This window comes from Microbulbifer sediminum (assembly GCF_021729035.1).
Taxonomy (GTDB): Bacteria; Pseudomonadota; Gammaproteobacteria; order Pseudomonadales; family Cellvibrionaceae; genus Microbulbifer; species Microbulbifer sediminum.
In genome coordinates, this window is the sequence record NZ_JAJSAP010000009.1 from 89,034 (window position 1) to 114,202 (window position 25,169).

The window sequence follows — 25,169 nt, forward strand, 5'->3', positions numbered from 1 at the left end:
TTATTACTTTTGAACATCCTTTCGAGCTGATAGAGCCCTCGACTCAAGCAGCACCATAAGTGCATTAGCACGTCATACTTTGCTCTGACTCCAATTATTTATAGGTGACCCCAATCACCTTCAATGGAACCCCAACCGGTCTTACAACGGAAACGCCAGCGTTTGGCCCCAGTGAGTGGCAGGAATAATCGCAATAAAGGCAATCTGGGTAACGACGTAAACAGGGACGCTCCATTTCAGTACTGGATGTACACCGTTGAATATTATCCGGTCCATGATCATCGGGGTTACCAGGAGGGCATAGGTCGACAATAGAGTCACTGCCATACCATCAACGGGGACGACCGGCAAATACGCCACACGTGTGACGGAGGCAGAAATCATGCTCAGCGAGGCCATCAGCATAAAACGCTTATGAGTATGCAGCCGCCTCCTGTACAGCATACCCAGGACATAAAAAACAGCAAAGCTTAAGAGCGTATGCAAAATAGCCCATACAAACGTTGACCGGTACAGCAAATACGCCTGATCCCAACTGCTATCGTAGCCCGCCATCACCCCTACAAGCATTTCAATCCCACTGAAAAGCAGAAGTGCGAAAAGAGCCAGGCTTGAGTAGCCAAGTTTCTTGTGAAGTGCAGTATTTCCCGTTGCCGAAAGGTTGGACTGTACCGTGAACAGGACATACCAGCCCAGATACAATATCGCGTGGATGATAAAGGTCGCTGAGACAGATTCAGCTGGGTCCGCGATTTTGGCATAGTGCGGCAGCAAGCTGACTATGATTACGCCGAGCAGTATGAACGAGAATTTCCGATAGATGGGCTGGCGCGTAAACCGAACGCCTTTCTCCGACCAGCCCAGCTCTCCGGATTGTATTTTTCCTGTCTGCTCCATCTTATTATCCTTTTCTGGTTTTTTATTAATATCATTATTCTGGTCAGCAAGGACGGCCACCGCTGCGCGACGATGGCCGGCATTTTGAGGTTTCTTTCTATTATTTCAGGCGCCACTGCTCACCGCAGCTTTTCTAGATACTCTTTCAAGACCCGCGCATGGGTGTGCTGTTTATCTTTCGCACCATAAAGCAGAATGAGATTTTTCTGTGTCACGCCTCCAAGGTGCTCTTTCGCCACGTCTTTATTCTTGCTGAGCTCACCCAGATACTTCTTCCTGAAACTTGCCCACTTAGCGGGGTCATGATCGAACCATTTGCGCAGCTCATCACTGGGGGCCAGGTCTTGCCAGTGGCCGTCGAGGTCAGCTTCGTCCTTTGAGATGCCGCGTGGCCACAACCGGTCTACGAGAGCGTGATATCCTTGTGGCACGTCAGGGTCATAGATACGGTGTATCTTAATATTCATACGCGCACCTCCTTTAAAACCCGGATTTGCCACACATGGACGCCCACCAAACATGACGCATCATGTGCCACTCGTATTGAAAACTCCTTTCCGCCTCCGGAGAATACTGTTTATTCATCCACATTCAGGCCCAGGCAGCTATGGGACTAGCACGTAAATCCCTGGTATCGGTAGATGCGACTCCATACTACCACTGCGTTTCCCGCTGTGTGCGCCGCGCCTTCCTATGTGGGCGGGACGCGCGTACCGGGCAGAGCTTTGAGCACCGTCGCCAGTGGGTTGAGGACAAACTGCTCTCTCTTGCCAGGGTATTTGCCCTGGATGTCTGTGCTTACGCGGTTATGAGCAACCATTACCATGTGGTGCTGCATATCAATCGAGCACAGGCCGCCACCTGGGAGCTACGCGAGGTAGTGGAACGCTGGCATCAGCTGTGCAAGGGTTCCGTGCTTTCCCAGCGTTATGCCCGCAATGAGCCGTTGGGCTCGGCGGAAATGACACGCCTTACCGAGGTGGCGGATGTCTGGCGCGCACGGCTGCTGGATATCAGCTGGTTCATGCGGATGCTGAACGAGTCCATTGCCCGAGAGGCAAACCGTGAGGACCAGTGCACAGGCCGGTTCTGGGAAGGCCGCTTCAAGTCCCAGGCCCTACTCGATGAGCGGGCCCTGGCCGCCTGTATGGCCTACGTAGACCTGAACCCGATCCGCGCCAGAATGGCCGATACGCCCGAAAGTTCGGACCACACCTCAATCAAGCGCCGCATCTCAACCGCCAGGGGCGGCAGGCAGCCTGAGGAACTACTCCCCTTCGCCGGCAATCCCCGGGAACCCATGCCGGAAGGTATGCCCTTCCAGATACAGGACTATATCGAACTGGTGGACTGGAGCGGGCGCATCCTCCGCAAGGGCAAGCGAGGAGCCATCGATAGCAGGCTGCCGGCGATACTCGAGCGACTACAGATTGACCCCAGCCACTGGCTCTATCTCAACCGCAACTTCGAGAGCCGCTTCAAGGCCCTGATCGGCAGCGCCCATTCCGTCCGCAGTGCGTGTGAGCAGCTTGGCAAGCGCTGGGCACAGGGCGTTCGGGACTGTGAGCGCTACTTATCCCCACCGTCTATTCCCTAAATCCTGTCTTTCTCTTAACGAACGCTATCGCGGGCTTACTGTGAGGAGCAAGCTCATGACAGTAATGTGACCTGGCGTCACTACCACAATTCTTTTCTGCGACGAGGCCTATCGTCCGCCATTTAATACTAAGCAACCTAATCCGGAGGCACCTACCGGGAATCACTCGATCGGTGGGTGTCCTTTTTATTTCCGTCGTCGTCATGCCACTTCTCTGCCTCGGCAGGGGCCAATGCAGATGCGGAAGAACCGCCAAATATGGCCAACCCAGTAAGGATGGCTACATGTAGTCCTTTATACATTCTTCTTCCTTGATAAATTTGCAGAGTTATTATTTTTGATTATCCTTTCGAGCTCATAGAGCTCTCGATTCAAGCAGGATCATAAGTGCACTAGTGCGTCAATATTTTACTCTGACCCCAATTATTCTACTGGGGATCACTCAATTGGTGGGTGTCCTTTTTATTCGTCTTCTCCATCCACACATCGTTTTTGCTGCGAGGCTAATTGCCCATCATCTAATACTTGGCAGCCGGCTTCGGAGTGGTCTACAAGGAGTTGCTCAATTGGTGGGTGTCCTTTTTATCTTATTCACTAATTGAGTCAAGGATTTCGGGAATTTCATCGAAGTCATTAACCCACATGATTTCAACACCGAATGAAGCAGCGTCATCATATTCAAATTTATGTACAACCTTAATTAGTGTAGTGGCGATTTCTTCAATTTTTTCTTTGTCCGCCAATAAGTGTTGAAGCTCATCTTTTTGCAAGGCCAAATTCTTGATGTGCTCAATCACGCTAATGACTGAATATTTTTTCTTAATTAAGTAGTGCTGAATATTCTCATTCCCTCGTTGATCTTTAGCAATTTCCAATAATCTTCTTAAGTTAGGATCAGTAAAAGAATGACCGATAAATAAACAATTTGTATCCTTAAATTTATTAATTTGGACAAGATTGCTCCAGCTATAGAAATCTGAATACTGTTTATGGTAGCCGTCGTCACTTAAAATGACTGAATGCTTATCTGTTATATTTCCTCTTCTGGGGAGGTAGCCGTGCACATGATAGATTGGTAATTCATCGTGTTTTGGGTTTGCACCAATTTGATAAACCGACTTGAACTTAATCCCTAAACCCAGGTCGTTTAGATGATACTCCAAAATGTCGTCGTAGTTATATGTAATTACTGAATCTAAACTTGGGCTCTTACCTGGTGATACGCATAGCTTTACAATTGAGCGATATGTAAGCGATGTTTGATCTTCTATGTTTTCATAGAGTGCGTTTCTCACCTCAGTTTCAAATGGAAACTTTCTACCGCCTTTTTTTGTCTTCTCTTTGTCGAAGTGTAGCTTTAAGTATCGGGCGGAAATGATAGCGCTAGGCCCAAAAACTAAGTTAAACAAACCCGAAACACTTAAATTATCCTCATCTGAGCTATCAAGAGTTTTAGCAATCAATCTTTGAAGAAGCTGGTCCCATGTAGGCAGCCCATAATCTAGAGAAACACCCGCACCCAAGACCAATGCAAGCGATTCATTTTTATAGTGTTTTTTTAGCTCCGATACTGATTTTTTAATGTCTGAATCATCGAAGTCACTTACGTTTATGTAGAGACTTTTTATCCTCTCACTTAATCTTAATATTGACTCGTCTTCAATGTCGCTATAAAGCTTTTCCATCAGCTTTTTCGTGAAATTTGACTTTTCAGAACCCAGGCGTGTACTTACTACCCAACTTCCATCTTTATTTTTTTTTATTTCAGACACGCTTGCTCTCTACACGATTAGTAAATACATAGGGTCAACAATATTCGGCCAAAATAACATTCTGGCGTTATCATCCGCGGTGCGCTCGGATGTCCAAATTTTACTCTGACCACAATGGGTTAAGCTTGGCTACGAGCCATTCGCACATCAGTGGGTTGGCCTAGAATGCCAAAACGTTCCTTTTGTTTTTCTCGTTGTTCTGTTCATAGAACCTTTGCCCACTTGGCCAAGACAGTCTCAAAGGGGCCTTGATAGGCATACCGATTAATAAAAAATTTCTTTTCATCTTTTGGGAAGGCAGACGTGCAGTATATGAACGCCATTTTTTGCCAAGGGTCCATATTAGAAAATGATTCCTTATGCTCTCGCAACCAATCCACGGCACTATTTTGATATGCTGAAAGCATTATTTCTCGCCTTGCAAAGGAATCGGAGACGTTGAATATTTTGGCGAGCTTCGAAAAGTGATTTATGTATTGATTCCGGGAGAATAGGCTAAGGATAGAGAGCCTGAAAAATTCATTGTGCTTGACCTCATCAGCCTCTAGCAACTCTAAAAGTTGCGTTCCGATATCTCTCCATTGCGCTGGCTCAATGTTTTGTATCGAGGCAAGATAAAAACAGATGGTCGCAAGGCATGGCCCGAGCGAATCGAGCTGCTGAAGAGATATATCTATTGCTCCGGGGTGGCCAACCTGGGCTAATCTGCGGTAAAACCACCTAAGCCGAATATAGTCAACGTCCCCCTCACTTAGATAGTCTTGGATTATTTTACCAACGATCTTTTCAGAGAACTGCGCCCAATCGGTTTTCGACATAGCATTATAAGATATGCCCTGATATGGATTACCTCCTGAATATTTCTTGATAATACCAAGCAATCGGGCCTCCTCTCTATCTATAGGACGATCCTCTATCATCTCACGGCACAAGGCCCTAAATTCAGTCGGCTCAATAATTTTAGTTTTGTGCCTCTGTAGCATTAGGCGTTGCTGCCGATCTAGGACCGACGCAACCGTTGCCAATGTCGTTTTTGCATCCTTTATCGAATCACAAAATACAATTATATCGTCAGCATATCTGATAAATTCAAAGCCGCTTGCTTCAAGACTATTATCTACTGGCACCAATGTAGCTTCAGCTATAAGATGTATCGGATGTGGTCCAATTGGTACTCCTCGAGAAACTCCCGCCGTAGTCGATTCAAGCAACGAAATTATCCATTTTATCGCCTGATTAGGAAGCCCAGACTCTATCAATTGGTTTTCCACTGTATGGTGATATATTTGATTATAGAAATCAGCTATATCTAAATATAGAACTACTTTAGCGCTACGTGACAGTAGATTTGCTTTCGTCCAAAAGTCATTCCAAGCATTTTTATTACTATACAAACCATCTTCGGCTGTCGGTGAAAATCGGTAGCTAAATATTTTATCTGGACTCGCCCTTCTATCTTCGATTCCTTGACCAAATTGGTGCACTATAGCGGATAGCAATAATGAATCCTGAGGATGCAATTGCGTCGCCTGTCTATATGAAATCTCGTCTTTAGGAACGATGAAACGCCGACAGGGCATGGGCGTAAACATTCCAAGATCTTTATTTTCGACGGCGCGGACAAATTCTTCCGATTTATCTTTTATAGCGTCAATCTCAACTATCTTAGGGAAGAGATCGCCATCAGAATGATCCGAGATGAATTCGATCGCCCAATTTATCGAATCCCTACAGAGCGTCATCTAAATTTCCTTAACTTTGGTATTAGTTTGTTAAATTGAGCGGACAGCTCTTTCTAACTTTTTCGTGTTAATCTGTTCGCGGAGTCATGGCCCAGTATAAAAACCCGCCCCCTCTTTTACAAATAAGAAAAGGCATGAATCGGAGTCTAACGAGACTTACCTAATTGGACTTAATTGAATTACCCTTTCGTGGGAGGCCTTTTATCGGCTTTTATACTGAGGTCGACAAAGCCAGACCCAACGATAGCTTAATTAGTCGGCAACCCCAGCCTATCGAAAAACGCTTTATTTCGCTCTCTAGATGCATTTACGAGCTGATCAAACGAAATAACTTCAATATATGCATGAGAAGGCTCGTTGTACCCAAAATAACCCATGCCATCATATGTGATTCTAAGATTTGCTCGACGGCAGCGTCTACGCATTGACTCTGTGAGATCACATAAGACGTAGCAATAGCCAGGGACATCTTTACTACCAGGAATGGGACGGCCAGATTTTGTTGTCACTTTTCCCTCTCGAACCCGCTCTAGATAGCTTAACGTCTGGTCAATCGGGTCTTTGTCTTCCCCCTCTTTCATATCGTTTCGCATCGGGCGTTTTATTTCGACTATCGTAATCGAAGCTAGGGGGAAACTATCTTGATCATTAACCAGAATTGGATTATCGAAAACACGGACACCGAGAATGTCAGGTTCTTTAGTGGAGTCAGACTCAGTGATGGGCATGGATTTAATCGTTTTATCCGATGCCAAATAGTGGTGAAAAGCCATTCTTTCATCGACAAGCCACAAATTGCATGAGTCCAGTAAAATCTCATCTGAGCTTGTACGCATGGGCATGATTAACTCATGAATCATTTCCTCCCTAGCATACTTTCCGTCGGTGCCACGCTCGATAGACTTCTGGAGAAGATCAATTATCACCTTTCTGTGTGATACATAATTAGCTAGGTCTGATTTCTTTATATCCTCTGCTTTTTGTAGGTAAGCTTGTAAACGAGGCTGATAGTCATTGGTGTAGTCATATGCTTTGGGCGACATTACTTCATGCCCTTCACGAACAAGCTCGCGCTCAAGCTCGTACCAGTGTTCATGCAAATGTAGTTCTAGATCTTTATCTGATATTTCTGGATCAACAACTAGTTTCTCTCTTGGAACATAACGTTTAATTGGGCGAAACCGAGGGGCCTTGCTCGAAATAAAACTATCAATTCTATTTTCGCCAGCACTTATATTGCGCTGCAGAACGTCATGAAGAAAATTTTGGGCACATTCTAAAATTTTCTTACGAATAGCCTTCAAGCTTAGCTCTGACTCATCAAAGAGTTCACCTAGGTCTTCAGCGAGATCAAATGCTGTTCTTTCGCTACGTACTCGTTGATCTAGATAGGAAGATGACACATAACATGCGTAGACGAATTCCCCTGCGTCATCTTTTAGCCTCGCATATAAACCCGGTATTTTCCCGTGAATGTTTTCTTCCTTCACCATACGCCCGTCAGCACAAAAAGCTATTTGATGCTTCTTGGTTGCTGATGCTCTATACTTAATGTGTGTTACTTCAAAGTCTTCACCCTGAATTTTGACTAACTCCGAGCGCGCCGTTTCATGCATATAGCTATCATACAATTGATATAGCCTTATTAACTCATCGCCATCCTGTACAACTATTTCAGGTGCCCCCTCAGGGCGAACGAAGTACCATAGGCAATGCTCCAGCAGTTGATTCGCAATGGAGAGTGCGGTTTTTGGGACTGCCCGCTGATAATTTTTCCCGAAACCGATTAGTCGGACGGTCGTCCCGGTGGCCTTTTCACCCGAGCTGTCCAAACGCGCACTATAGACACCTTTATTTTCGTCAAAACGAAAATAGCGGTTGGCGCTCTTAGAGCCTGACTCGCAAAAAGTACTATTAATTTCGACCAAATCGAATGCTTTCAGCCACAGCAAGCGCCCAACACCGCGACATCCTTTTGCAACCTTGTGATCCGAATCTAATGTTTCAAATGATTGAAAATTAACGTTGTCGAAACCGCATCCGTTATCGATTATTGTAAAAGCAGTGATCGGTTCAGGGCCTTTTTGATCTAGGTCCAGTTTCTTCTGGCCATCTCTTTCAACTCTTACTGTAATCTGCCCACGTTCCGCAAGATTGCCTTTTTCTTCAATAGCGTGGATCGAATTTACTACGGCCTCGAAGACAGGCATTAAGCCGTGACTCCTAGGCAAAGAAGTGTTTCTCAGCCGGCCCTTAAGATTTGTATAGAGGCTCATTAATCACTCCGTTGATACTATTTTAGACTTGGGCGAACTTCACACTCTTTAATGAAAATCCCTAGTAGTTAATCCATAATCACCAATCATTGGTGAGCTTCATGCCGTCATTAAGATCTACTGGGCTGATTAAATACCTTGATATTAGTAAAAGTCAGCTGAGCCTAACTGCCCCTCCAACATTCCCATCGGCAAAGCCCCATTAGCCAAAACCGCATCATGAAACGCCCGGATATCAAACTCATCCCCAAGCGCCTTCTCGGCCTTCGCCCGCAACTCCCGAATCTTGATCTCCCCCATCTTGTAAGACAGCGCCTGGCCCGGCCAGGAGATGTAGCGGTCTACCTCGGCGCGCACGTTGGCTTTTGACAGGGAGGTGTTGTCGGCGAGGAAGTCCAGTGCCTGCTGGCGGGTCCAGCCCTGGGAGTGGATGCCGGTGTCGATTACCAGGCGGGCGGCGCGCCACATTTCGTAGCTCAGGCGGCCGAAGTGCTCGTAGGGTGTGGTGTAGATGCCGTCCATCTCCTTGCCGAGGCGCTCGGAGTAGAGCGCCCAGCCCTCGCCGAAGGCGCTCAGGTACAGGCCCTTGCGGAATTCCGGCACGTTTTCCAGTTCCTGGCTGAGCGCGCCCTGCAGGTGGTGGCCGGGCACGGCCTCGTGCAGGGTCAGGGCCGGCAGTTCGTACAGCGGGCGCTGGTCCAGGGCGTAGGTGTTGACCCAGTAGGCACCGCCGCGGGTACCGCCGATGGCGGCGGGATTGTATGAGGCGGTGGTGTAGTTGGGGGCGATGGCGTCCGGTACCGGCAGCACGCCGTAGGGCAGGCGCGGCAGCTTGCCGAACAGGGCCGGCAGGCGGTAATCGATCTTCTTGGAGATATAGGCCGCTTCCTTCAGCAGCTGTTCCGGGGTCTCGGCATAAAACTGCTTGTCGGTGCGCAGGAATTCGGTGAACTCCTCGAAGCTGCCGTCGAAGCCGCTCTGCTCGATCAGTTCATCCATTTCCGTGCGGATGCGCTTTACTTCCGCCAGGCCGATCTTGTGGATCTCGGCCGGGTCCATATCCAGGGTGACGTAGGTCTTGATGCCGTGGCGGTAGTAGTCCTTGCCGCCGGGCAGCTGCTCGGCGCCGATGCTGTCGGTGGCGGCCTGCATATAGTCGCCCTCCAGCAGGTCGGCCAGGCGGGCGAAGGCCGGGGTGGCCACTTCGTCGATAGCTTCTTTGCCCTCGGCGCGCAGGCGCTTCTGTTCCGCGGCCGGAATGGAGGCCGGCATTTTCTCGAAAGGTTTGTACAGGCGGCTCTCGGTGGGGTCGTCGTACACCTGGGCGCGCACGGTGGGGGCAATGCCCTGCACCACGATCTTGGGCTGCACGAAGCCGTCCTCAATGCCCTGGCGCATATTGGCGATGTTCTCGTCAAAGTAGCGGCCGAAATCGCGGATGCGGGCGATGTAATCCTCGTAGGCTTTGACATCGTTCATGGCCAGGCCATCGTTGGCCTCCACGGCGGAGTTGTAAAAACCGTAAAAGGTATTGAAGGGGATGCGGTCGAGGAACAGCTGGTTGCCCTCGATGGAGTTTTCCAGCACCCAGGCCAGCAGGTCGCGGTTGATGCGCTGGTCCTGGCTGAGTTCGTCGCCTTCAATCTGCTGCAGGCGCTTGAGGAAGTCCTGCTCGGCCTTCAGGCGGCGGGCGCGGTCCTTTGCGGTGACGCCGGGCAGGCGGTCGTTGTAATCCGGCACGCCCATGCGCCCGGCCATGATCGGGTCTTCCCGCAGGCTGTACTGCCAGTGCTCGTCGATGATCGCCTGCAGCTGCTCGCCGGCGTCGGCGGCGCGGGCGCTGGTGGCTGTGGCCAGGAAGAAGGTGGATGCCAGCAGGATGGGCAGGAAGTGCTTCAGACGCGCCCCCAGGATGCTCGCCATAATACGCTCCGCGATTTTTATGCATTGTTGTTATCGAGCCGGCGCCCTTTATTGTGATGCTGCTTTTAAATGCAGCTTTGTGACGCAAGCCACGAAACTCTACCACGTGTGTCGCAGGAGTGAACCGTTGGTCGGCAGTTTTCGATTACACGACATTGCACCGGCGTGCCGGTTTAATGACGCGCCATTGGGCGGCAACGCCGGCGGGGCCGTTGGCGCGTAACTCTCTATTTGCGAGCAACCCCACGCCGGCAATGCCGCAGTTCGCGGTTGGCACACGGGTACGAACTAGACTTTCCTGAGTATCTCGCCACGGTATGTGGGTCAGTGCCCACATACCGGCGGTGAAAGAAACGACGGGCAAGGAAGTCGGGGAAAGTGGTATGCAGGGAATTAGCGGTAAAGCTTGTGCGTTGGTTGCCGGCACCCGCCGGGGCGCGGTTTTGTGGCGCCTGTGGGCGGCGCTGGCATTGCTGTTGGCGTCCGGCGCCGGCCACGCCACCGAGGGCGGTATCGGTTACTACGTGCCCGGCTCCATGGCCACCATGATCGACCGGGCGCCGGTGCAGGAGGGCTGGGTGATCAAGCCGCAGTACATGCACTACAGCGGCGATTTCGCCGCCGGGGCGGAAACCCCCATCGCCGGCCTGGTGGCGCTGGGGCTGGATGTGGAACTCGATGCCTTTGTGCCGGGCCTGCTGTATACCTTCGAGAAGAAAGTGCTGGGTGCCGACTACACCCTGGGCGCCTTCCCCTCCTGGGTGGATGTCACCGTCACCGGTACGGTGGAGACCCCGCTGGGCAATTTCAGCCGGCGGGATTCCGTGTCCGGGCTGGGCGACACCACCCTGGTGCCGGCGCTGATGGCCTGGGAGGACGACTGCTGGCAATACAATTTTGCCGCCTTTGCCCACGCGCCCACCGGCGACTACGAGGCCGGCCGGCTGGCGAACGAGGGGCTGAACTACTGGGCGCTGGACCTGGTGGGCGGCGCCGCCTACACCAACCCCGCCGCGGGCTTTAATTTCTCGGCGTTTGCCGGGGTGATGTTCAACGAGGAGAACGACGATACCAATTACCGCAGCGGCCGGCTGTTCCACCTGGACGCCAGTATCCAGCAGATGATCAAGGCCGGCAGCGGTTTCCTGACCCTGGGCCTGAACGGTTTCTGGGCCGACCAGATCAGCGACGACCGCAAGCCGGGCATCATTATCCAGGGGGACTTCAAGCAGCGCACGGCGGGCATCGGCCCGGTGATTGGTTATATGGTGCCCAAGGGCAGCGAGAATTTCCTGGTGGAACTCAGCTGGCTGCCGGAACTGGATACCGAGAACACCCCGGAGGGGGATTATTTCTGGCTGAAGGTGGTGTACCAGTTCCAGCCGGGGGCAAACCGTTGAGGATGCGGGCACAATAGGCGCAGTGCCCAATCCATCAACGGGGAATGAATAAAAGCATGAAGAATATCTGTGTTTACTGCGGTTCCAGCCCCGGGCGCCTGCCCGAATACCGCCAGGCGGCCGAGGCGCTGGCGGCGGAGCTGGTGGCGCGGGATATCGGGCTGGTGTACGGCGGGGCCAGTATCGGCGTGATGGGCGCGGTGGCCGATGCGGTGCTGGCCGGCGGCGGCCGCGTGACCGGCGTGATCCCCGAGGCCCTGGCGGTGCGCGAGGTGCCCCACCCCAATGTCACCCAGATGCATGTGGTGGGCTCCATGCACGAGCGCAAGGCGATGATGGAGCAGCTCTCCGATGGCTTTATCGCCCTGCCCGGCGGCCTGGGCACCTTGGAAGAACTGTTCGAGATCCTCACCTGGGCGCAACTGGGCTTCCACCGCAAACCCTGCGGCCTGCTGGATGTGGCCGGCTACTTCCAGCACCTGGCCAGTTTCCTGGATCACTGCGTCAATGAACAGCTGCTGCAGCCCCAGTACCGCAATATGCTGCTGGAGGCGGACACCCCCGCGGGCCTGCTGGCGAGGATGAACGACTACCAGCCGCCGGCGATGGACCAGCGCCTGACCCGCGACGAACTCTAGCCTGTGTTTAAAATTCCCGGGCGGCCGCAACAGCGGGGCATGCCCGGGAAAATTCCCGCTCGCTGGTAGCCCCGCTTATACACAGCTTTATGTGGGAGGGATTTTTACGCCCCAACTGCCTTGTGGTGTGGCAGGTTAGAAAGCACTTACTTCACAATCCCCCACAGGCCCCGCCGGCCCGGCAACCATGAAGGTTCGGTTACTAACACATTCGTTGGATAGATCTGTGAATAAGTTTTGAGTATCCCCCCGGAACCGCGTGGTTACTGGGCCGGGAAAAAACGTGTGAAAAAACAACGATTTGCGGGTGACCCACGACAAGCACACCTACACAGCTAGCCGAACGAATGGACAAGAAAAGACCTTATAGCTCTGCTTGCAACATTCTTGCAGCGCTCAAAATTTGACCGGAAAATCAAAATCGAATCTAGCTATGTGTGCGGAAGCAACTGATTGTAAGCGCGGAGCCGAGCTCTATGTAGATCAATAGTCACTCCGCCTGCCCTCCCTAGTGATACGCCCCCTAGACTAACTTCAATAAGTTACTTATATAAGAGTGAAGTACAGTGCCAAGTCACTCAACCGATAAGCAAGCAATCTATTAATCTGGAAACTTGTCCGGGGCTCAGGCCCAGGAGTAGATAAAAACCTGCAGCGTGTACATCCAGTCCAACAGCTAATTAAAGGTTCAAGATTCATTTTCATAGCATCTTCTCAGCCTACCGCCGCTAACACAAACACCCTCGCTTGACCCGAAAATTTCAAATTATCTCCAAGATAAATTCATGATTATCTTAAACGAAGAAAAGAATTTTTACTTAAGAAATAAACTTACATTTTTTCGCGCCAACTTCTAGTCAAAGTAGTTTGCAGGCATTGCCTGGAAAAGTTTCGATTGATAATTTCCAATCACCATCGGAGGTATTTATTAGTAACAACTAAAGCAAGGATGCTACATGTTTTACTTAAAAATATTTTTCACCTACAGGTTAAAAAATTCCAAAATACACTATCTAACCACATCTTCCGAAAGATTCCGCTTGCCTCTATCCGCCTGCATAATTTTATCAATTTTTTCCTTTCCCTCTGAGTCACTGGCCAACAATCATGAATGTGCTCCGCCAAAAATTATGGAGTGCATCAATGTTACCGGTTATCCCTTGCCTGCCTACGCACCACCAGCTTATTCTCCACCAGCTGGACCGATCGCCCCCTTCCCCAGACCACCGGCACGACCTATCTATCCTAAAAATAAAGATCAAAAAAACAAAAATAAAACCCGCAAGAAGGAGTGTATAAAAAAATATAGGAAGGCCGAAAGGAATTGCAAAAGAACTTATAAAGTATATGGTACAGGGTTGTGCCTTTATCCTTTTATTCAATTTGGAATCGGCGCATCCGGGAGACTACCAAAAGCATTTGTTGGAAGTGCAGAGACCGCATCAGGGGTCGGCGCAGCAGCATTCTGCACGACGCTATATGATAAAGCAGCTAATTGGTGCCAGAGACAAGCTAAACTTGCTATTAAGAGATGCAAGTAATCACTGAAGGAGTAGCAAATTGAGAGATCAGCAAGTTGATTTTACCGAATTTCCAGCTGGCAAAGTCGGGAGTGAATCAGGCTCAAAGCAAACTGGCAGAAAAAAGGGGTATTACCTATTTATTATCCTATGGATAATAACGGTGCTTAGCTGGCTAATAATTGACCACTATATCGCAAGCAGTGAAACTTTCAAATCTGAGGACAATTTTTTCCGCTATTTAAATGCTGCAATACACCTTATAACTCTTGGTTTTAATTTACGCGCTCAGCTATCGAGTTTGGATTAATGGATCCGACATCAGGGAATCGAAGCCCACGGGCATTTTAGTAATCTTATAGATAAACGTTCATAAGTAAGCTAAATAGGGAAGAGCCAGGAAGGCTATGCTTTTTAATAGAATCGAGTTACTCAAGAAACGTGATTACGCACGTTATTTATCTCTTTTAGCTCTTCTTTTGGCACTGCTGTACACCATTAGTGCTACCTATTTAAAGCGACCCCACATTAATAGCACCCCTGAGAAAGCAGTCGAAGCCAATCATGTCCGCTCCGGTTTGGAACCTAGCCGCTCCTTAGACAACAAGACTATTGACGAAAGAAAGCATTCCCCTATCGAAATTCTTGATGCGCAAGAGTTATCAGTTCTAGAAGCCGACTCGCAGCAGTGGAGGAGAAAACGGGGATACTTCAGCGAAGAGGAGCTGGGTCCCTATATGAGTTATGACCGGAAGACCCTTTGGAAACTCGCGAATCAGGGAGATTTAATCGCACTGGATCTTTGGGCGGAGACCCTTGACAGGGAGGGGTACGAAGAAGAAGCGATAGAAACCCGGCTTTTATCTGCCGCTTATGGAGCGACTGAACCACTGACAGAAATGGTCTCTATCTTCCGTACAAACCTCTGGTCCAATGACTTAAATGAAGATGATAGGGTGGTCAACCTTAAGTCAATGCTTGTCTACTCTGAAGTTGCCGCTATGCGAGGGGATCCGGAGGGAATTCTAGTGAGCCTGCATGAACTCCATAGAAGTGGCATTTCTCTTAGTGAGTCAGAGAAAAGGAATATTTCTTCTTCCGCGAAAGAAATTTACGACAGCCTTACCAAACAGAGAGAAGCGATTGGCCTCCCATCATTCGATAATTACACCGACCCTTTTGTTGAGCTTCAGTTTAGCTTTATGGTCCACCCGATACCGAACCCGAGTCAGTGGGCATCTAGCTATATCAATGAGGCCCCCCAGATGGTAATTACCAATCCGGGGGAGTGATTCACTGGGGGAAAACCTACTACCAGATAACACGTCGTGGTAGCTGTTCAGTTAACAATATTTGTCAATCTGCTTTTTCGGCTTTCCTTTCACTGTCCCCAGCATCATTATCTGTTGCCGTTTCATACGGCATCTGATCCGCATAGACATCCCAGTTATCCACCAGGGTGTTCACCACGCGGCTGCCCACGCGGTAGGCGCTTTCCAGCGCGATAGGCAGGCCGGCGTAGTCCTCGCCCTCGCTCAGCAGGCTCTCGGCGGCGGACATGCCCGGGTGCGGCACGGTGAAGTTGCTGGCGGTGCGCAGCACCATCAGGCGGTCGTAGTCGGCCTTGCCGGCGCGGTCCAGATAGAACAGGCTCTGCGCGGTGCCGGTGTCTTCCATGGCGGAGGAGACGAAGCTGCCCTGCCCCTCGGTCCAGTAGTCCACCCACTTGTTCGCCCACTGGTTCAGGTGCTCGCCGTGCCAGAAGGTCATGCCGGCCAGGTTGTCCCCTTTCATGACGAACGGCTTGCGCTGTGCCGCGGGGTACTCGTCCAGGTGCTCGCGGTTGGCGGCGATGGTGGGGTCGTCAGGCAGCTCGACGTCCCTGGTGAGCTGGTAGGCCCACTCGGTGAGTTCACCGTTGATATGGAATACCTCGCCCTGGTTGGGGGGACGCTTTTCCGGGTAGGGGCCCTTGCTGAAGAGCGGGAAGATGCCGGTGCTCCAGTCGGCCGGGATTTCGCGGCTGTCGATCTCGTGCATCAGGTCGCCGTCTACCAGCCACTCGGCCCAGGCGGCGGAGCCGATGGAGCCGTCGGCCGGGTCAAAGCCGGAAATGCCGGCCACCAACCAGTAGGCCTTGGTCAGGTCGAAGCGCGGGTCCAGGCCCAGCGCCATCACCGCCGAGGAGGCGCGGTTGGTGCCCATGCCGGTCACCATGCCCAGCACGCCGGTCTCCGGGTTCAGGTACAGGTCGTGGTGCGACTGCGGGAAGGGGAAGCGCTGGGTCAGTTGCTGGCGCTCTTTCCACAGCTGGAACTCGCCGGCGGTATCGCCCTGGTCCTCGCCGATCTCGAACATGTTCACCACCACCACCTTGACCGGGATGGGTTCCTGCGCACTGGCGTCAGCAACCGAGCCGGCATCGCGCTGTTCGCAGGCGGCCAGGAACAGCAGGCCCAGCAGCAGCGGGATCAGTACCAGGGGTGATCGGATCGCCGTGTGGGCGAAACGGGCCGGGGAAAACTTTTTCAACATCTTTTTCTCTTCTTGTGGTTGCATGCCGGGATCAGGATGCATAGGGGCTCTCTATTCAGCAGTTCAGTTGGCGGCGGTGACCGGGGTGGTGAATTCACACAGGCCATACCGTTTGCAGGTGAAGCTGTGGCTGCGGGGCACGACATCGCTGAGCGCGTGCACGCCGCGCTGCTCGAAGCGCTTGCGGAAGGCGTCGATGCGCACTTCGTAGTCCCGCAGCAGGCGGTCCCTGGTCTCCTTGTCCACGAAGCTGTGGGCGAGGGAATTGCGGCCCAGGGCGACCAGCTCTTCCCAGGACAGGTTGAACTCCTTCACGGCGACGAAGTATTCGTCGGTCATGTTGGAATCCCACATGCCGCGGTCGTCGGTGGACAGCGCCACCGGGATGCCGGTGCGCAGGTACTCAGGAAACGGGTGCTGGCTGTAGTCGTCGACGTAATCCAGCAGCAGGTTGCTGATCAGGTTGATTTCCACCAGGTAGTCGCTGTTGCGCATCAGCAGCATGGTGTCCGGGTCGCTGATCAGGTTGACGCCGTGGCCGATGCGGCTGGCGCCCAGCAGCAGGGTGTCGCGCACGTGCTGGTTGGGCTCGTCCACCTCGCCGGCGTGGATGGCCAGCGGGATACCGGGAATCTCGCGGCGCAGCTTGCGCAGGGTGGGCAGGAAGCGCAGCGGGTGGCCCTTGTCGTTATCCTCGCGGCCGACAAAGTTGATGCCCACGAACAGGTCGCGGTGGCGGTCGACGAATTTGTAGATCCACTCCAGGTCCTGCTCGGCGTTGTCGGTAAAGCGCAGCAGGTAGTACTGCATGCGCACGGTGACGCCGGTGGCGCGGGCATCCGGTTCCGCCAGCCGCGCGCGGAAGATATCGGCCACCGCGTCCGGCGCGTAGCTGCTGCCGTCGGGTTTCTGGTAATAGCGCGTGCCTTCCATGGTCTCCAGGTAGGCCAGGCCCTCGCGGGCGAAGGCCTGCATGTTGCGCACCAGCATCTCGGCGTTGATATGCGGGTTGCGGCCCAGGTCGTTGAGGCGCTGCCAGTGGGTCTGGAAGAATTCCTCGCGGCCCTCGTGCGCCTTGTCCAGGCGGATGCTGTCCAGCCAGGCGGCCTTCTCTTTCGCGTCGAGCGCTTCCAGCTTCTTGTACTCGCCCTGCTCGCACTCGGACAGCTGCCGGTAGCTGGACTCCTGCAGGTTGCGGAAGTACATCAGGTAGGGCGCCATGCCGAACATGTTGCTGCCGTAACCGGCGCAATTGTCGATACGCACGCGGGTGTAGTACTGGTAGCCGCCGTTCAGCTTCTGGTTGGTGGCCAGTTCATACCACCATTCGCTGAAGTTGGAGCCGGTGAGGTGGTTGTGCAGGTCGCCGCCCTTGGGCAGCGCATACAGGAAGCGGTAGAGGTCGGCATCGCTGGCCTCGGCCTTGAATTGCTCGAACCAGGTGTCGCTGGCACTGGCGGGCTGCCAGCAGAGGCACAGCAACAGGCTGGCCATCCAGGTCATGGCCGGCTTGCCGCGGCGTGTGGGAAGTTGGCGCTTGGGACTGGTCTTGGGTCGGATCATTCTCGGCCTTTATCGTTCGGGATTGGTCCGGTGCTTACCGGTTGCCACACCCCGCGCACGGCAACTGCCGTGCGGGGGCGTAGCCGGGCCCGCAGTGGATCAGAAATTCTTACTGAATTCCACGCCCAGTACCCGCGGGTCATTGACGAAGCCGGTCAGGTTGTTGAAGTCGATCTGGCCCTTGATGTTCTCCTCGTCGGTGATGTTGCGGCCGAAGAACGCCACTTCATAGTCGTCGGCAAAGCTGCTGTAGCCGATGCGCAGGCCGCCCTCGAACTGGCCGTCGATGGTGTACTCCTTCGCCTCGTACAGCGCCAGGCTGGTCTCACCCTGGTAGGCCCAGTCGGTGTAGAAGAACACCTCGCCGGTGGTGCCCACGGGCTGGCTGTAGCGCAGGGTGAAGTTGTAGATGGTCTCCGGTGCCGACTGGAACGGGTTGCCGTCGATCAGCGCCAGGCCGTCGGCGGTCAGCGGGTCGGTGACGGTGCACTGGCCGGAGCCGCAGGGCGCGGTGGTGAGGTCCGCATCGCGGATCTCGGTATCGGCGAAGCCGGCACCGGCGGTGAGCAGCAGGTTGTCGGTGGCCACCCACTCCAGGTCCACCTCGAAGCCCTGGCCCACACCCTGTTCGGCGTTCAGCAGGCGGTTGAAGTTGCCACCGCCACCCACGGCGGTCAGCTGGATGTCGTCGATCTGGTAGTAGAACACCGAGCTGTTCAGGCGCAGGGTGTTTTCCAGCAGGTCGGCCTTGTAGCCGATCTCGAACGAGGTGATGGTCTCGGAGTCCGCCACCGAGGGGCTGCCCTCGAAGGCCACGTCGCGGGCCTGGATCGACTGCGCGCGGAAGCCTTCGGCCAGGCGCACGTACAGGCTGGAGAAATCGTCCAGCTGGTAGTTCACGCTGGTCTCCCAGCTCAGCTGGCCATCGTCGATCTCCACCGGGTCGTAGTCCTGCACGCTGGCGGCGCCGATCACCAGGGCGAAGCCGTCCACGTTCTGCTGGCCAACCACCAGGCTTTTCTCGTCGTAGGTGTAGCGCAGGCCCACGGTACCGGTCAGCGCGTCGGTGAAGTCGTAGGACGTCTGGCCGAACAGGGACCAGGAGGTGTTGGCGTGGCTGACAGTGGTGGCACCGAAGAAGCCATCGATGCTGGTGACGTCCAGCTCGGAATCGAAATAGAAACCGCCGGCCTGCCACTGCAGCGGGCTGGCGGTGTTGCTGGCCAGGCGCACTTCCTGGGTCAGCTGGGATACGTCCGCCTGGTCTTCGGTAACCGCGTCGAAGGGAATAAAGCCGGGGCCGTCGCCGGCCACACCGCCGTCGATGTCGCCCTTGCTCAGGCCGTCGGCGCCCTCGTAGGCGGAGATGCTGGTGAAGATCACGTCGCCCAGGTCCCACTCCAGTTTCAGGGAGGAGCCGGCGCTCTCGTATTGCTGCGGGTTGTTGTCGCCCTGGTTGTAGTAGACGGAATCCCGGTCGAAGTTATCGCTCAGCTTGCCCTCGGCGCCCTGCTCGAGGATGTTGGCGCGGAAGATGCTGGCGGTGCCGTCGAGGTCGCGCTGGTGCACGTTCAGCAGCGCGGAGAAATCATCGGTGGGAGTCCACAGCAGCTGGGCGCGCCCGGCCAGCTCGGTGAAACCGCCCAGGGCCTCCTCCTCGCCGGTGCCGCTGGGGCCACCTGAATAGGTATTGTCGATCCAGTCGCCGCGCTCCTGGCGCAGGAAGGAAACGCGGGCTGCCAGCTTATCGTCCACCAGGCTGCCGCCCACGGCACCTTCAATATTGGCGGTGCCCAGTTCACCGGCGGCCACCTTGGTGTAGCCCTCGGTCTCCCAGGTGGGCTTGCGGCTGTCGAACTTGACGATACCGGCGGTGGTGTTGCGCCCGAACAGCGTGCCCTGCGGGCCGCGCACCACTTCCACCTGTTCCACGTCGAAAATCGGGAAGCTCTTCAGCACCACGTTTTCCTGCACCACCTCGTCGAAGATGATGGATACCGGCTGGGAGGCGGCCAGGTCGAAATCGGAGTTACCCAGGCCGCGGATATAGAAGCGCGGCGCCGCGCGGCCGTTGGAGGATTCCGCGTAAAGGTTGGGCACCCGCGCTGCCAGCGCGAGGATATCGTCGCCCGCGGAGAAGATGCTGTCGAAACGCTCACCGGACAGGGCCGCCACGGAAATAGGCACGTCCTGCAGGGACTCCGCGCGCTTCTGCGCGGTGACGGTGACTTCTTCCAGGCGCTTGCCGTCGGCGGCCAGCGCCACTGCGGGTACGGTTGCCGCAATGGCAGTGGCCAGCAGGGCCGGACTAAACAGGGCGGCGGTGCGCGAGGAGAGGTTGGTTACCTTGTTCATTGGTGTTTTTCCTTTACGCGACCGCCGGCCGTCCCACAGGGGGCGGCCGGCGGCCATGGGTACTCGTGGTTGGACTGCAGTGTCCCGGTATCCGGTTGCCGCTCTGCTGGCGACTTTCCTGGCGGTGGCGTTGGGGAAGCGCTGCTCCCGGCCACCAATCGGTAACACGATTAAATTCGCATAGGCATGAGCAACGGGCGTGCCAATTTTTGGGGCACAGCAGCGATTATCCCGCTTCGGTGCCTCGCGCCCGTATTCTGTTGTGAATTGCCTGTTTTCCAGTGCCTTCCAGGCCGCGCAGTACCGCCGCTACAGAAACAGCCATGCATTAATGCACACAAAAAGTGCACTGGGGTAAAACGAACAGCAATTAAGCCCCAATATGGGGCGCCGTACAACAGCGACAGCAACGGGATCACCCCGCGCCTGTGACGCAAAACAAAAAGGCCACCCGGAGGTGGCCTTTCTGAAACAACGGGAAGGGGCGGTTACGCCTGCTCCACCGCCTGCTCGATGCGTCCGAAGATGGACTTGCCCTCGCCGTCGAACATCTCGATGGCAATCCTGTCACCGAAGTCCATAAACGAAGTCGCCGGCTTGCCGTCCTGGATCGTCTCGATCATGCGGATCTCGGCGATACAGCTGTAGCCGACACCGCCGGCTGCCACCGGTTTGCCCGGGCCGCCGTCGAGTTTGTTCGACACAGTACCGGAACCGATGATGGTGCCGGCACCCAGCGCGCGGGTCTTGGCCGCATGGGCGATCAGCTGGCCGAAGTGGAAGGTCATGTCCACACCGGCATTCGGCTCACCGAACTTGCTGCCATTCAGTTCAGACACCAGCGGCAGGTGCAGCTTGCCCTCTTTCCAGCTGTCACCCAGCTGGTCCGGGGTGACGCACACCGGCGAGAAGGCGCTGGACGGCTTGGACTGGTAGAACCCGAAGCCCTTGCCCAGTTCACCCGGGATCAGGCCGCGCAGGGACACGTCATTGACCAGCATCACCAGCTTGATGTGCTTGAGCGCATCTTCCGGGGACACCCCCATGGGCACGTCGTCGGTGATGACGGCGATCTCGGCCTCGAAGTCGATTCCGAAACCCTCGCTCTGCGGCATCTTCACCGGCTCGCGCGGGGCCAGGAAGGTGTCGGAACCGCCCTGGTACATCAGCGGGTCGGTCCAGAAGCTCTCGGGCATTTCCGCACCGCGGGCCTTGCGCACCAGTTCCACATGGTTGACGTAGGCACTGCCGTCGGCCCAGTGGTAGGCGCGGGGCAGCGGCGAGTGGCACTGGGCCTGGTCGAAGGCTTCGCCCGCGACCTCACCGCTTTCCAGTTGCGCGTGCAGTTTTTCCAGCTTGCCGGAAACCTGCTCCCAGTTATCCAGCGCGCTCTGCAGGGTCGGTGCGATGTCACCGGCCGGCGCCATGCGGGACAGGTCATCGGAGACCACGACCAACTTGCCGTCGCGGCCGGATTTAAGGCTGGCTAACTTCACTGTGCCTCCCCATTCTTGTTCGGATTGAATTCCCCTTCGCCGTGCATCCACGCGGCGTGGCGGGGCGCTTTCTTGGTGCGCGACCACTCCTCGAGCATGTCTTCGGCCACCCGCTTGAGCTCCTCGTGCATGCCGGGCTCGGCGGTGTTGGCCGCCAGCTCGATACGGTGCCCGTTCGGGTCGAAGAAGTAAATGGACTTGAAGATGGTGTGGTCGGTGGGGCCGAGCACGTCGAGGCCCGCATCTTCCAGCTTCTGCTTCATGGCCAGCAGCTCGTCCATGCTCTCCACTTCCAGCGCGATGTGCTGCACCCACTGCGGGGTGTTCTGGTCGCGGCCCATATCCGGGGAATTGGGCAGCTCGAAGAACGCCAGCACGTTGCCCTGCCCCGCATCCATGAAGATGTGCATGTACGGGTCGGGTTCCCCGGTGGAGGGAACCTTGTTCTCGGCGATGGCCAGCTGGAAGTCCATGCCCAGGAGATCGCGGTAGAATTCCACGGTCTCCTTGGCATCGCGGCAGCGGTAGGCCACGTGGTGAATACGCTTGATGCCCATGGGATCAGCCTTCTTTTGCCTTGTCACCGATCACGCCGCGCTTCAGCTGGTCGCGCTCGATGGATTCAAACAGTGCCTTGAAGTTGCCCTCGCCGAAGCCTTCGTCTTCCTTGCGCTGGATAAACTCGAAGAACACCGGGCCGAGCATGTTGGCGGAGAAGATCTGCAGCAGCAGGCGCGGCTGGCCGCCCTCGGTGGTGCCGTCCAGCAGCAGGCCGCGGGCCTTCAGCTCGTCGGTGGGCTCGCCGTGGCCCGGCAGGCGCTCTTCCAGCATCTCGTAATAGGTTTCCGGGGGCGGGGTCATGAATTCCATGCCCTGCTCTTTCAGACGGTCCCAGCAGGCGATCAGGTCGTCACAGGCAAAGGCGATGTGCTGGATGCCCTCGCCGTTGTACTTCATCAGGAACTCTTCGATCTGGCCGCCGCCACCGGCAGCCTCTTCGTTCAGCGGGATGCGGATCTTGCCGTCCGGCGCGGTCATGGCCTTGGACAGCAGGCCGGTGTACTCGCCCTTGATGTCGAAGTAGCGGATCTCGCGGAAGTTGAACAGGTCCTCGTAGTACTTGGCCCAGTAGTCCATGCGGCCGCGATAGACGTTGTGGGTCAGGTGGTCCAGGGTGTGGAAGCCACAGCCTTCCGGATGCTTGTCCACGCCCTCGATCCACTCGAAGTCGATGTCGTAGATGGACTCGCCTTCCTTATAGCGGTCGATCAGGTACAGGGTGGCACCGCCGATACCCTTGATGGCCGGCAGGCGCAGTTCCATCGGGCCGGTTTCCACTTCCACCGGCTGGGCGCCCTTCTTGATCGCCTCTTCATAGGCGAACTTGGCGTCTTTCACGCGGAAGGCCAGGCCGCAGGCGGACGGGCCGTGCTCGCGGGCGTAGTAGTCGGCGTGGCTGCCCGGCTCGTAGTTGGTGATGAAGTTGATATCGCCCTGGCGCCACAGTTCGACGTCCTTGGAGCGGTGGCGGGCGACTTTCGAGAAGCCCATGGCGGTGAAGACATTCTCGAGAATGCCTTTCTCGGGCGCGGTAAATTCGACGAATTCAAAGCCGTCGAGGCCCATCGGGTTTTCAAACAAATCGGCCATGCGGTCCTCCGTTATCTCTCACTACAGCGCCACCGAGCGGGTGCGGCGGCGGACTCATTAGTTTCAGGTGCAACGAACTTAGTTGCACGTGTAACTAATGTCAAGCCGTGTGTCCGGTGCGATGCTGACGCACAGGGGGCTCGCGGTCACCGGCAGGCAGGATGTCCGCGTGGTTGATGCAAATCGCCCCAGTATCGCCGACTTTAGGCGCCAACTGCCCTGGCGAGCACAGCCGACCACCCTGTTTCCAACCACCTTGTTTCCAATGTGCGACTGGCGATGCCGGGAGGGTGTACAGCCGCTGTGGCGCACTGACCCGCGGGTCCCGGCCCAATGGGACCAGCGCCCGGCGGGCGCAGGGGCTAGAATCGCGGAATCCGTATTTTTACCCTGCCCCGGCTCCGCTGCTGCCGGGGCCGCTGAAACCGGGAGCGCAAGATAATAATGAAGAAGTTCAGCCTGTTCCTGGTGGGCGGTGCCAGCGCCCTGCTGCTGGCGGTCACCCTGCTCGCCCCGCGCCTCCTCGGCTTCTCCGTCACCCAGCTCGGCGACGCGGTGCGCGTGGCCACCGGCATGGGAGCAAAACTTGCCTGTTCGGGGCGATTTGTCTCCGGCTTCGACCGGGCACGGATTATGGGCGACCTGGCTTCCTATTCCCCCGCCACTCACCTGCTGCAACTGGACTACGGCGACAAGCGGGTGACGGCGACGCTGCTGGGACTGGGGCGCACCAGCGCCACCTATCGCGAGGGGCTGGGCTGCACACTGGATATCGGTGACACCGGGCCGCTCGATCGCGTCCGGATAACGCCGGTGGAAACCAGCGGGGAGGAATGGCCGCAGGGCTCTTCGGTCTCCTCTATCGACCCGGCCCTGCAGAAGCGGGTGGAGGCGATGCTGGCCGCGGACAACCGGGCCGGTCTGCAGACACGCGCGTTGCTGGTGGTCCAGGGCGGCAAGCTGGTGGCGGAGGCCTATGGTCCCGGCATTGACACACAGACGCCGCTGCTGGGCTGGTCCATGGGCAAGAGCCTGACCGCGATCATGCTGGGCCGGCTGGAGCACCTGGGCGTGGCGGACACCGGTGCGACCCCGGTATTCAGCCAGTGGCAGGAAGACGAGCGGGCCGGGATCGCCATGGAGGATTTGTTGCAGATGACCTCGGGCCTGGATTTCGACGAGACCTACGCACCGGGCAGCGATGCGACCGAGATGCTGTTCAGCGCGCACAGCGCTTCAGACCTGCCCATGGCCAGCCCGGCGAGGCTCGACCCCGGCAGCCATTTCTCATACTCGTCCGGCACCACCAACCTGGTGGCCCGCTGGATACACGAGCGCCTCGGCGGTACCCAGGCAAGCCTGGATTTTTTCCGCGAGGAAATCCTGCAGCCACTGGGCATGGCACATACGGTGTTCGAAATGGATCCGAGCGGCGTGTTTGTGGGCAGCTCTTATATCTACGCCTCTGCACGGGACTGGGCGCGGCTGGGCCAGCTGATGCTGGACCGGGGCGAGCTGAACGGCCAGCGGTTGCTCAGCGAGGACTGGGTCGAGCGCGCGGCAATGCCAAACAGCAGTGACAACGAGCCGCGCTACGGTTACCAGTTCTGGCTGAACCGCGGCGGCACCTCACCCCGCTACCCGCAACTTCCGGATGACGTTTTCCTGATGCAGGGCAACCGCCGGCAGCGGGTGCTGATTTCGCCGTCCACCGACACGGTGGTGGTGCGGCTGGGCTGGTCGGCCAGCCGCTATCCTACCGGGGAGAATTTCGCCCGGTTGCTGCCGGGCGGCTGATTTCCGGG

Annotated in this window: 18 protein-coding genes; 6 read left to right on the forward strand and 12 right to left on the reverse strand. The window is 55.6% G+C overall.

Annotated elements, in window-relative coordinates:
• Window positions 1-141 precede the first annotated feature (141 nt).
• Window positions 142-897, reverse strand: a complete 756-nt coding sequence (locus LVD11_RS14910) for a hypothetical protein (protein ID WP_237060317.1) — start codon at window positions 895-897, stop codon at window positions 142-144.
• A 119-nt stretch (window positions 898-1,016) separates the two neighbouring features.
• Window positions 1,017-1,364 carry a DUF488 domain-containing protein gene (locus LVD11_RS14915; RefSeq protein ID WP_237060318.1) on the reverse strand — a complete coding sequence of 116 codons (348 nt, stop codon included), beginning with the start codon at window positions 1,362-1,364 and terminating at the stop codon, window positions 1,017-1,019.
• A 140-nt stretch (window positions 1,365-1,504) separates the two neighbouring features.
• On the opposite strand from LVD11_RS14915, the gene LVD11_RS14920 reads away from it, so the two are divergent.
• The gene (locus tag LVD11_RS14920) at window positions 1,505-2,494 is read left to right on the forward strand and encodes a transposase (protein WP_237060320.1); all 990 of its coding nucleotides are present in this window, start codon (window positions 1,505-1,507) and stop codon (window positions 2,492-2,494) included.
• Between the two features lie 587 nt (window positions 2,495-3,081).
• Here LVD11_RS14920 and LVD11_RS14925 read toward each other — a convergent pair.
• The 4 genes from LVD11_RS14925 to LVD11_RS14940 all read right to left on the reverse strand — a co-directional run bounded on the left by LVD11_RS14925 (window position 3,082) and on the right by LVD11_RS14940 (window position 10,207).
• Window positions 3,082-4,266: an SIR2 family protein gene (locus tag LVD11_RS14925; RefSeq protein WP_237060322.1), complete on the reverse strand. Its 1,185-nt coding sequence runs from the start codon at window positions 4,264-4,266 to the stop codon at window positions 3,082-3,084.
• Between the two features lie 203 nt (window positions 4,267-4,469).
• Window positions 4,470-6,008 (reverse strand): RNA-directed DNA polymerase, encoded by a 1,539-nt coding sequence (locus LVD11_RS14930; protein WP_237060324.1) that lies wholly within the window; start codon window positions 6,006-6,008, stop codon window positions 4,470-4,472.
• Between the two features lie 248 nt (window positions 6,009-6,256).
• Window positions 6,257-8,284 carry an ATP-binding protein gene (locus LVD11_RS14935; RefSeq protein WP_237060327.1) on the reverse strand — a complete coding sequence of 676 codons (2,028 nt, stop codon included), beginning with the start codon at window positions 8,282-8,284 and terminating at the stop codon, window positions 6,257-6,259.
• Between the two features lie 144 nt (window positions 8,285-8,428).
• Window positions 8,429-10,207 carry a DUF885 domain-containing protein gene (locus LVD11_RS14940; RefSeq protein WP_237060329.1) on the reverse strand — a complete coding sequence of 593 codons (1,779 nt, stop codon included), beginning with the start codon at window positions 10,205-10,207 and terminating at the stop codon, window positions 8,429-8,431.
• 383 nt (window positions 10,208-10,590) lie between these two features.
• Between LVD11_RS14940 and LVD11_RS14945 the strand changes: the two genes are divergently transcribed.
• The 4 genes from LVD11_RS14945 to LVD11_RS14960 all read left to right on the forward strand — a co-directional run bounded on the left by LVD11_RS14945 (window position 10,591) and on the right by LVD11_RS14960 (window position 15,057).
• Window positions 10,591-11,607 (forward strand): SphA family protein, encoded by a 1,017-nt coding sequence (locus LVD11_RS14945; protein ID WP_237060330.1) that lies wholly within the window; start codon window positions 10,591-10,593, stop codon window positions 11,605-11,607.
• Between the two features lie 56 nt (window positions 11,608-11,663).
• Window positions 11,664-12,245, forward strand: coding sequence for an LOG family protein (locus LVD11_RS14950; protein WP_237060331.1), 582 nt, complete (start codon window positions 11,664-11,666; stop codon window positions 12,243-12,245).
• Between the two features lie 956 nt (window positions 12,246-13,201).
• Entirely contained in the window at window positions 13,202-13,786 is a 585-nt protein-coding gene (locus LVD11_RS14955; RefSeq protein ID WP_237060332.1) for a hypothetical protein, read from the forward strand.
• Between the two features lie 386 nt (window positions 13,787-14,172).
• A complete protein-coding gene (locus LVD11_RS14960; protein ID WP_237060333.1) occupies window positions 14,173-15,057 on the forward strand; it encodes a hypothetical protein in 885 nt (294 codons plus the stop codon).
• 64 nt (window positions 15,058-15,121) lie between these two features.
• Here the strand turns inward: LVD11_RS14960 and LVD11_RS14965 are convergent, their stop codons facing one another.
• From LVD11_RS14965 to hppD, 6 genes are all read right to left on the reverse strand, one after another.
• The gene (locus tag LVD11_RS14965) at window positions 15,122-16,123 is read right to left on the reverse strand and encodes a purine-nucleoside phosphorylase (protein WP_237060380.1); all 1,002 of its coding nucleotides are present in this window, start codon (window positions 16,121-16,123) and stop codon (window positions 15,122-15,124) included.
• A gap of 240 nt (window positions 16,124-16,363) precedes the next feature.
• Window positions 16,364-17,863 carry an adenosine deaminase family protein gene (locus tag LVD11_RS14970; protein WP_237060334.1) on the reverse strand — a complete coding sequence of 500 codons (1,500 nt, stop codon included), beginning with the start codon at window positions 17,861-17,863 and terminating at the stop codon, window positions 16,364-16,366.
• Between the two features lie 99 nt (window positions 17,864-17,962).
• Window positions 17,963-20,218 (reverse strand): TonB-dependent receptor, encoded by a 2,256-nt coding sequence (locus tag LVD11_RS14975; protein ID WP_237060335.1) that lies wholly within the window; start codon window positions 20,216-20,218, stop codon window positions 17,963-17,965.
• A gap of 488 nt (window positions 20,219-20,706) precedes the next feature.
• On the reverse strand, window positions 20,707-21,714 hold the full coding sequence (locus LVD11_RS14980) for a fumarylacetoacetate hydrolase family protein (RefSeq protein ID WP_237060336.1): 1,008 nt from the start codon (window positions 21,712-21,714) through the stop codon (window positions 20,707-20,709).
• On the reverse strand, window positions 21,711-22,271 hold the full coding sequence (locus LVD11_RS14985; RefSeq protein ID WP_237060338.1) for a VOC family protein: 561 nt from the start codon (window positions 22,269-22,271) through the stop codon (window positions 21,711-21,713). Before LVD11_RS14985 ends, LVD11_RS14980 begins: the two co-directional genes overlap by 4 nt.
• 4 nt (window positions 22,272-22,275) lie before the next feature.
• A complete protein-coding gene (gene hppD, locus LVD11_RS14990) occupies window positions 22,276-23,364 on the reverse strand; it encodes a 4-hydroxyphenylpyruvate dioxygenase (RefSeq protein WP_237060341.1) in 1,089 nt (362 codons plus the stop codon).
• A 444-nt stretch (window positions 23,365-23,808) separates the two neighbouring features.
• On the opposite strand from hppD, the gene LVD11_RS14995 reads away from it, so the two are divergent.
• Complete coding sequence (locus LVD11_RS14995) at window positions 23,809-25,161, forward strand: serine hydrolase domain-containing protein (protein WP_237060342.1); 1,353 nt, start codon at window positions 23,809-23,811, stop codon at window positions 25,159-25,161.
• Window positions 25,162-25,169 lie beyond the last annotated feature (8 nt).

What these genes read in the sequence shown, in the direction of transcription:
- LVD11_RS14910 (WP_237060317.1), bottom strand. Translation starts at nt 897, where the DNA reads ATGGAGCAGACAGGAAAAATACAATCCGGAGAGCTGGGCTGGTCGGAG.
- LVD11_RS14915 (WP_237060318.1), bottom strand. Translation starts at nt 1,364, where the DNA reads ATGAATATTAAGATACACCGTATCTATGACCCTGACGTGCCACAAGGA.
- LVD11_RS14920 (WP_237060320.1), top strand. Translation starts at nt 1,505, where the DNA reads ATGGGACTAGCACGTAAATCCCTGGTATCGGTAGATGCGACTCCATAC.
- LVD11_RS14930 (WP_237060324.1), bottom strand. Translation starts at nt 6,008, where the DNA reads ATGACGCTCTGTAGGGATTCGATAAATTGGGCGATCGAATTCATCTCG.
- LVD11_RS14935 (WP_237060327.1), bottom strand. Translation starts at nt 8,284, where the DNA reads ATGAGCCTCTATACAAATCTTAAGGGCCGGCTGAGAAACACTTCTTTG.
- LVD11_RS14940 (WP_237060329.1), bottom strand. Translation starts at nt 10,207, where the DNA reads ATGGCGAGCATCCTGGGGGCGCGTCTGAAGCACTTCCTGCCCATCCTG.
- LVD11_RS14945 (WP_237060330.1), top strand. Translation starts at nt 10,591, where the DNA reads ATGCAGGGAATTAGCGGTAAAGCTTGTGCGTTGGTTGCCGGCACCCGC.
- LVD11_RS14950 (WP_237060331.1), top strand. Translation starts at nt 11,664, where the DNA reads ATGAAGAATATCTGTGTTTACTGCGGTTCCAGCCCCGGGCGCCTGCCC.
- LVD11_RS14955 (WP_237060332.1), top strand. Translation starts at nt 13,202, where the DNA reads ATGTTTTACTTAAAAATATTTTTCACCTACAGGTTAAAAAATTCCAAA.
- LVD11_RS14960 (WP_237060333.1), top strand. Translation starts at nt 14,173, where the DNA reads ATGCTTTTTAATAGAATCGAGTTACTCAAGAAACGTGATTACGCACGT.
- LVD11_RS14965 (WP_237060380.1), bottom strand. Translation starts at nt 16,123, where the DNA reads ATGTTCGAGATCGGCGAGGACCAGGGCGATACCGCCGGCGAGTTCCAG.
- LVD11_RS14970 (WP_237060334.1), bottom strand. Translation starts at nt 17,863, where the DNA reads ATGATCCGACCCAAGACCAGTCCCAAGCGCCAACTTCCCACACGCCGC.
- LVD11_RS14975 (WP_237060335.1), bottom strand. Translation starts at nt 20,218, where the DNA reads ATGAACAAGGTAACCAACCTCTCCTCGCGCACCGCCGCCCTGTTTAGT.
- LVD11_RS14985 (WP_237060338.1), bottom strand. Translation starts at nt 22,271, where the DNA reads ATGGGCATCAAGCGTATTCACCACGTGGCCTACCGCTGCCGCGATGCC.
- hppD (WP_237060341.1), bottom strand. Translation starts at nt 23,364, where the DNA reads ATGGCCGATTTGTTTGAAAACCCGATGGGCCTCGACGGCTTTGAATTC.
- LVD11_RS14995 (WP_237060342.1), top strand. Translation starts at nt 23,809, where the DNA reads ATGAAGAAGTTCAGCCTGTTCCTGGTGGGCGGTGCCAGCGCCCTGCTG.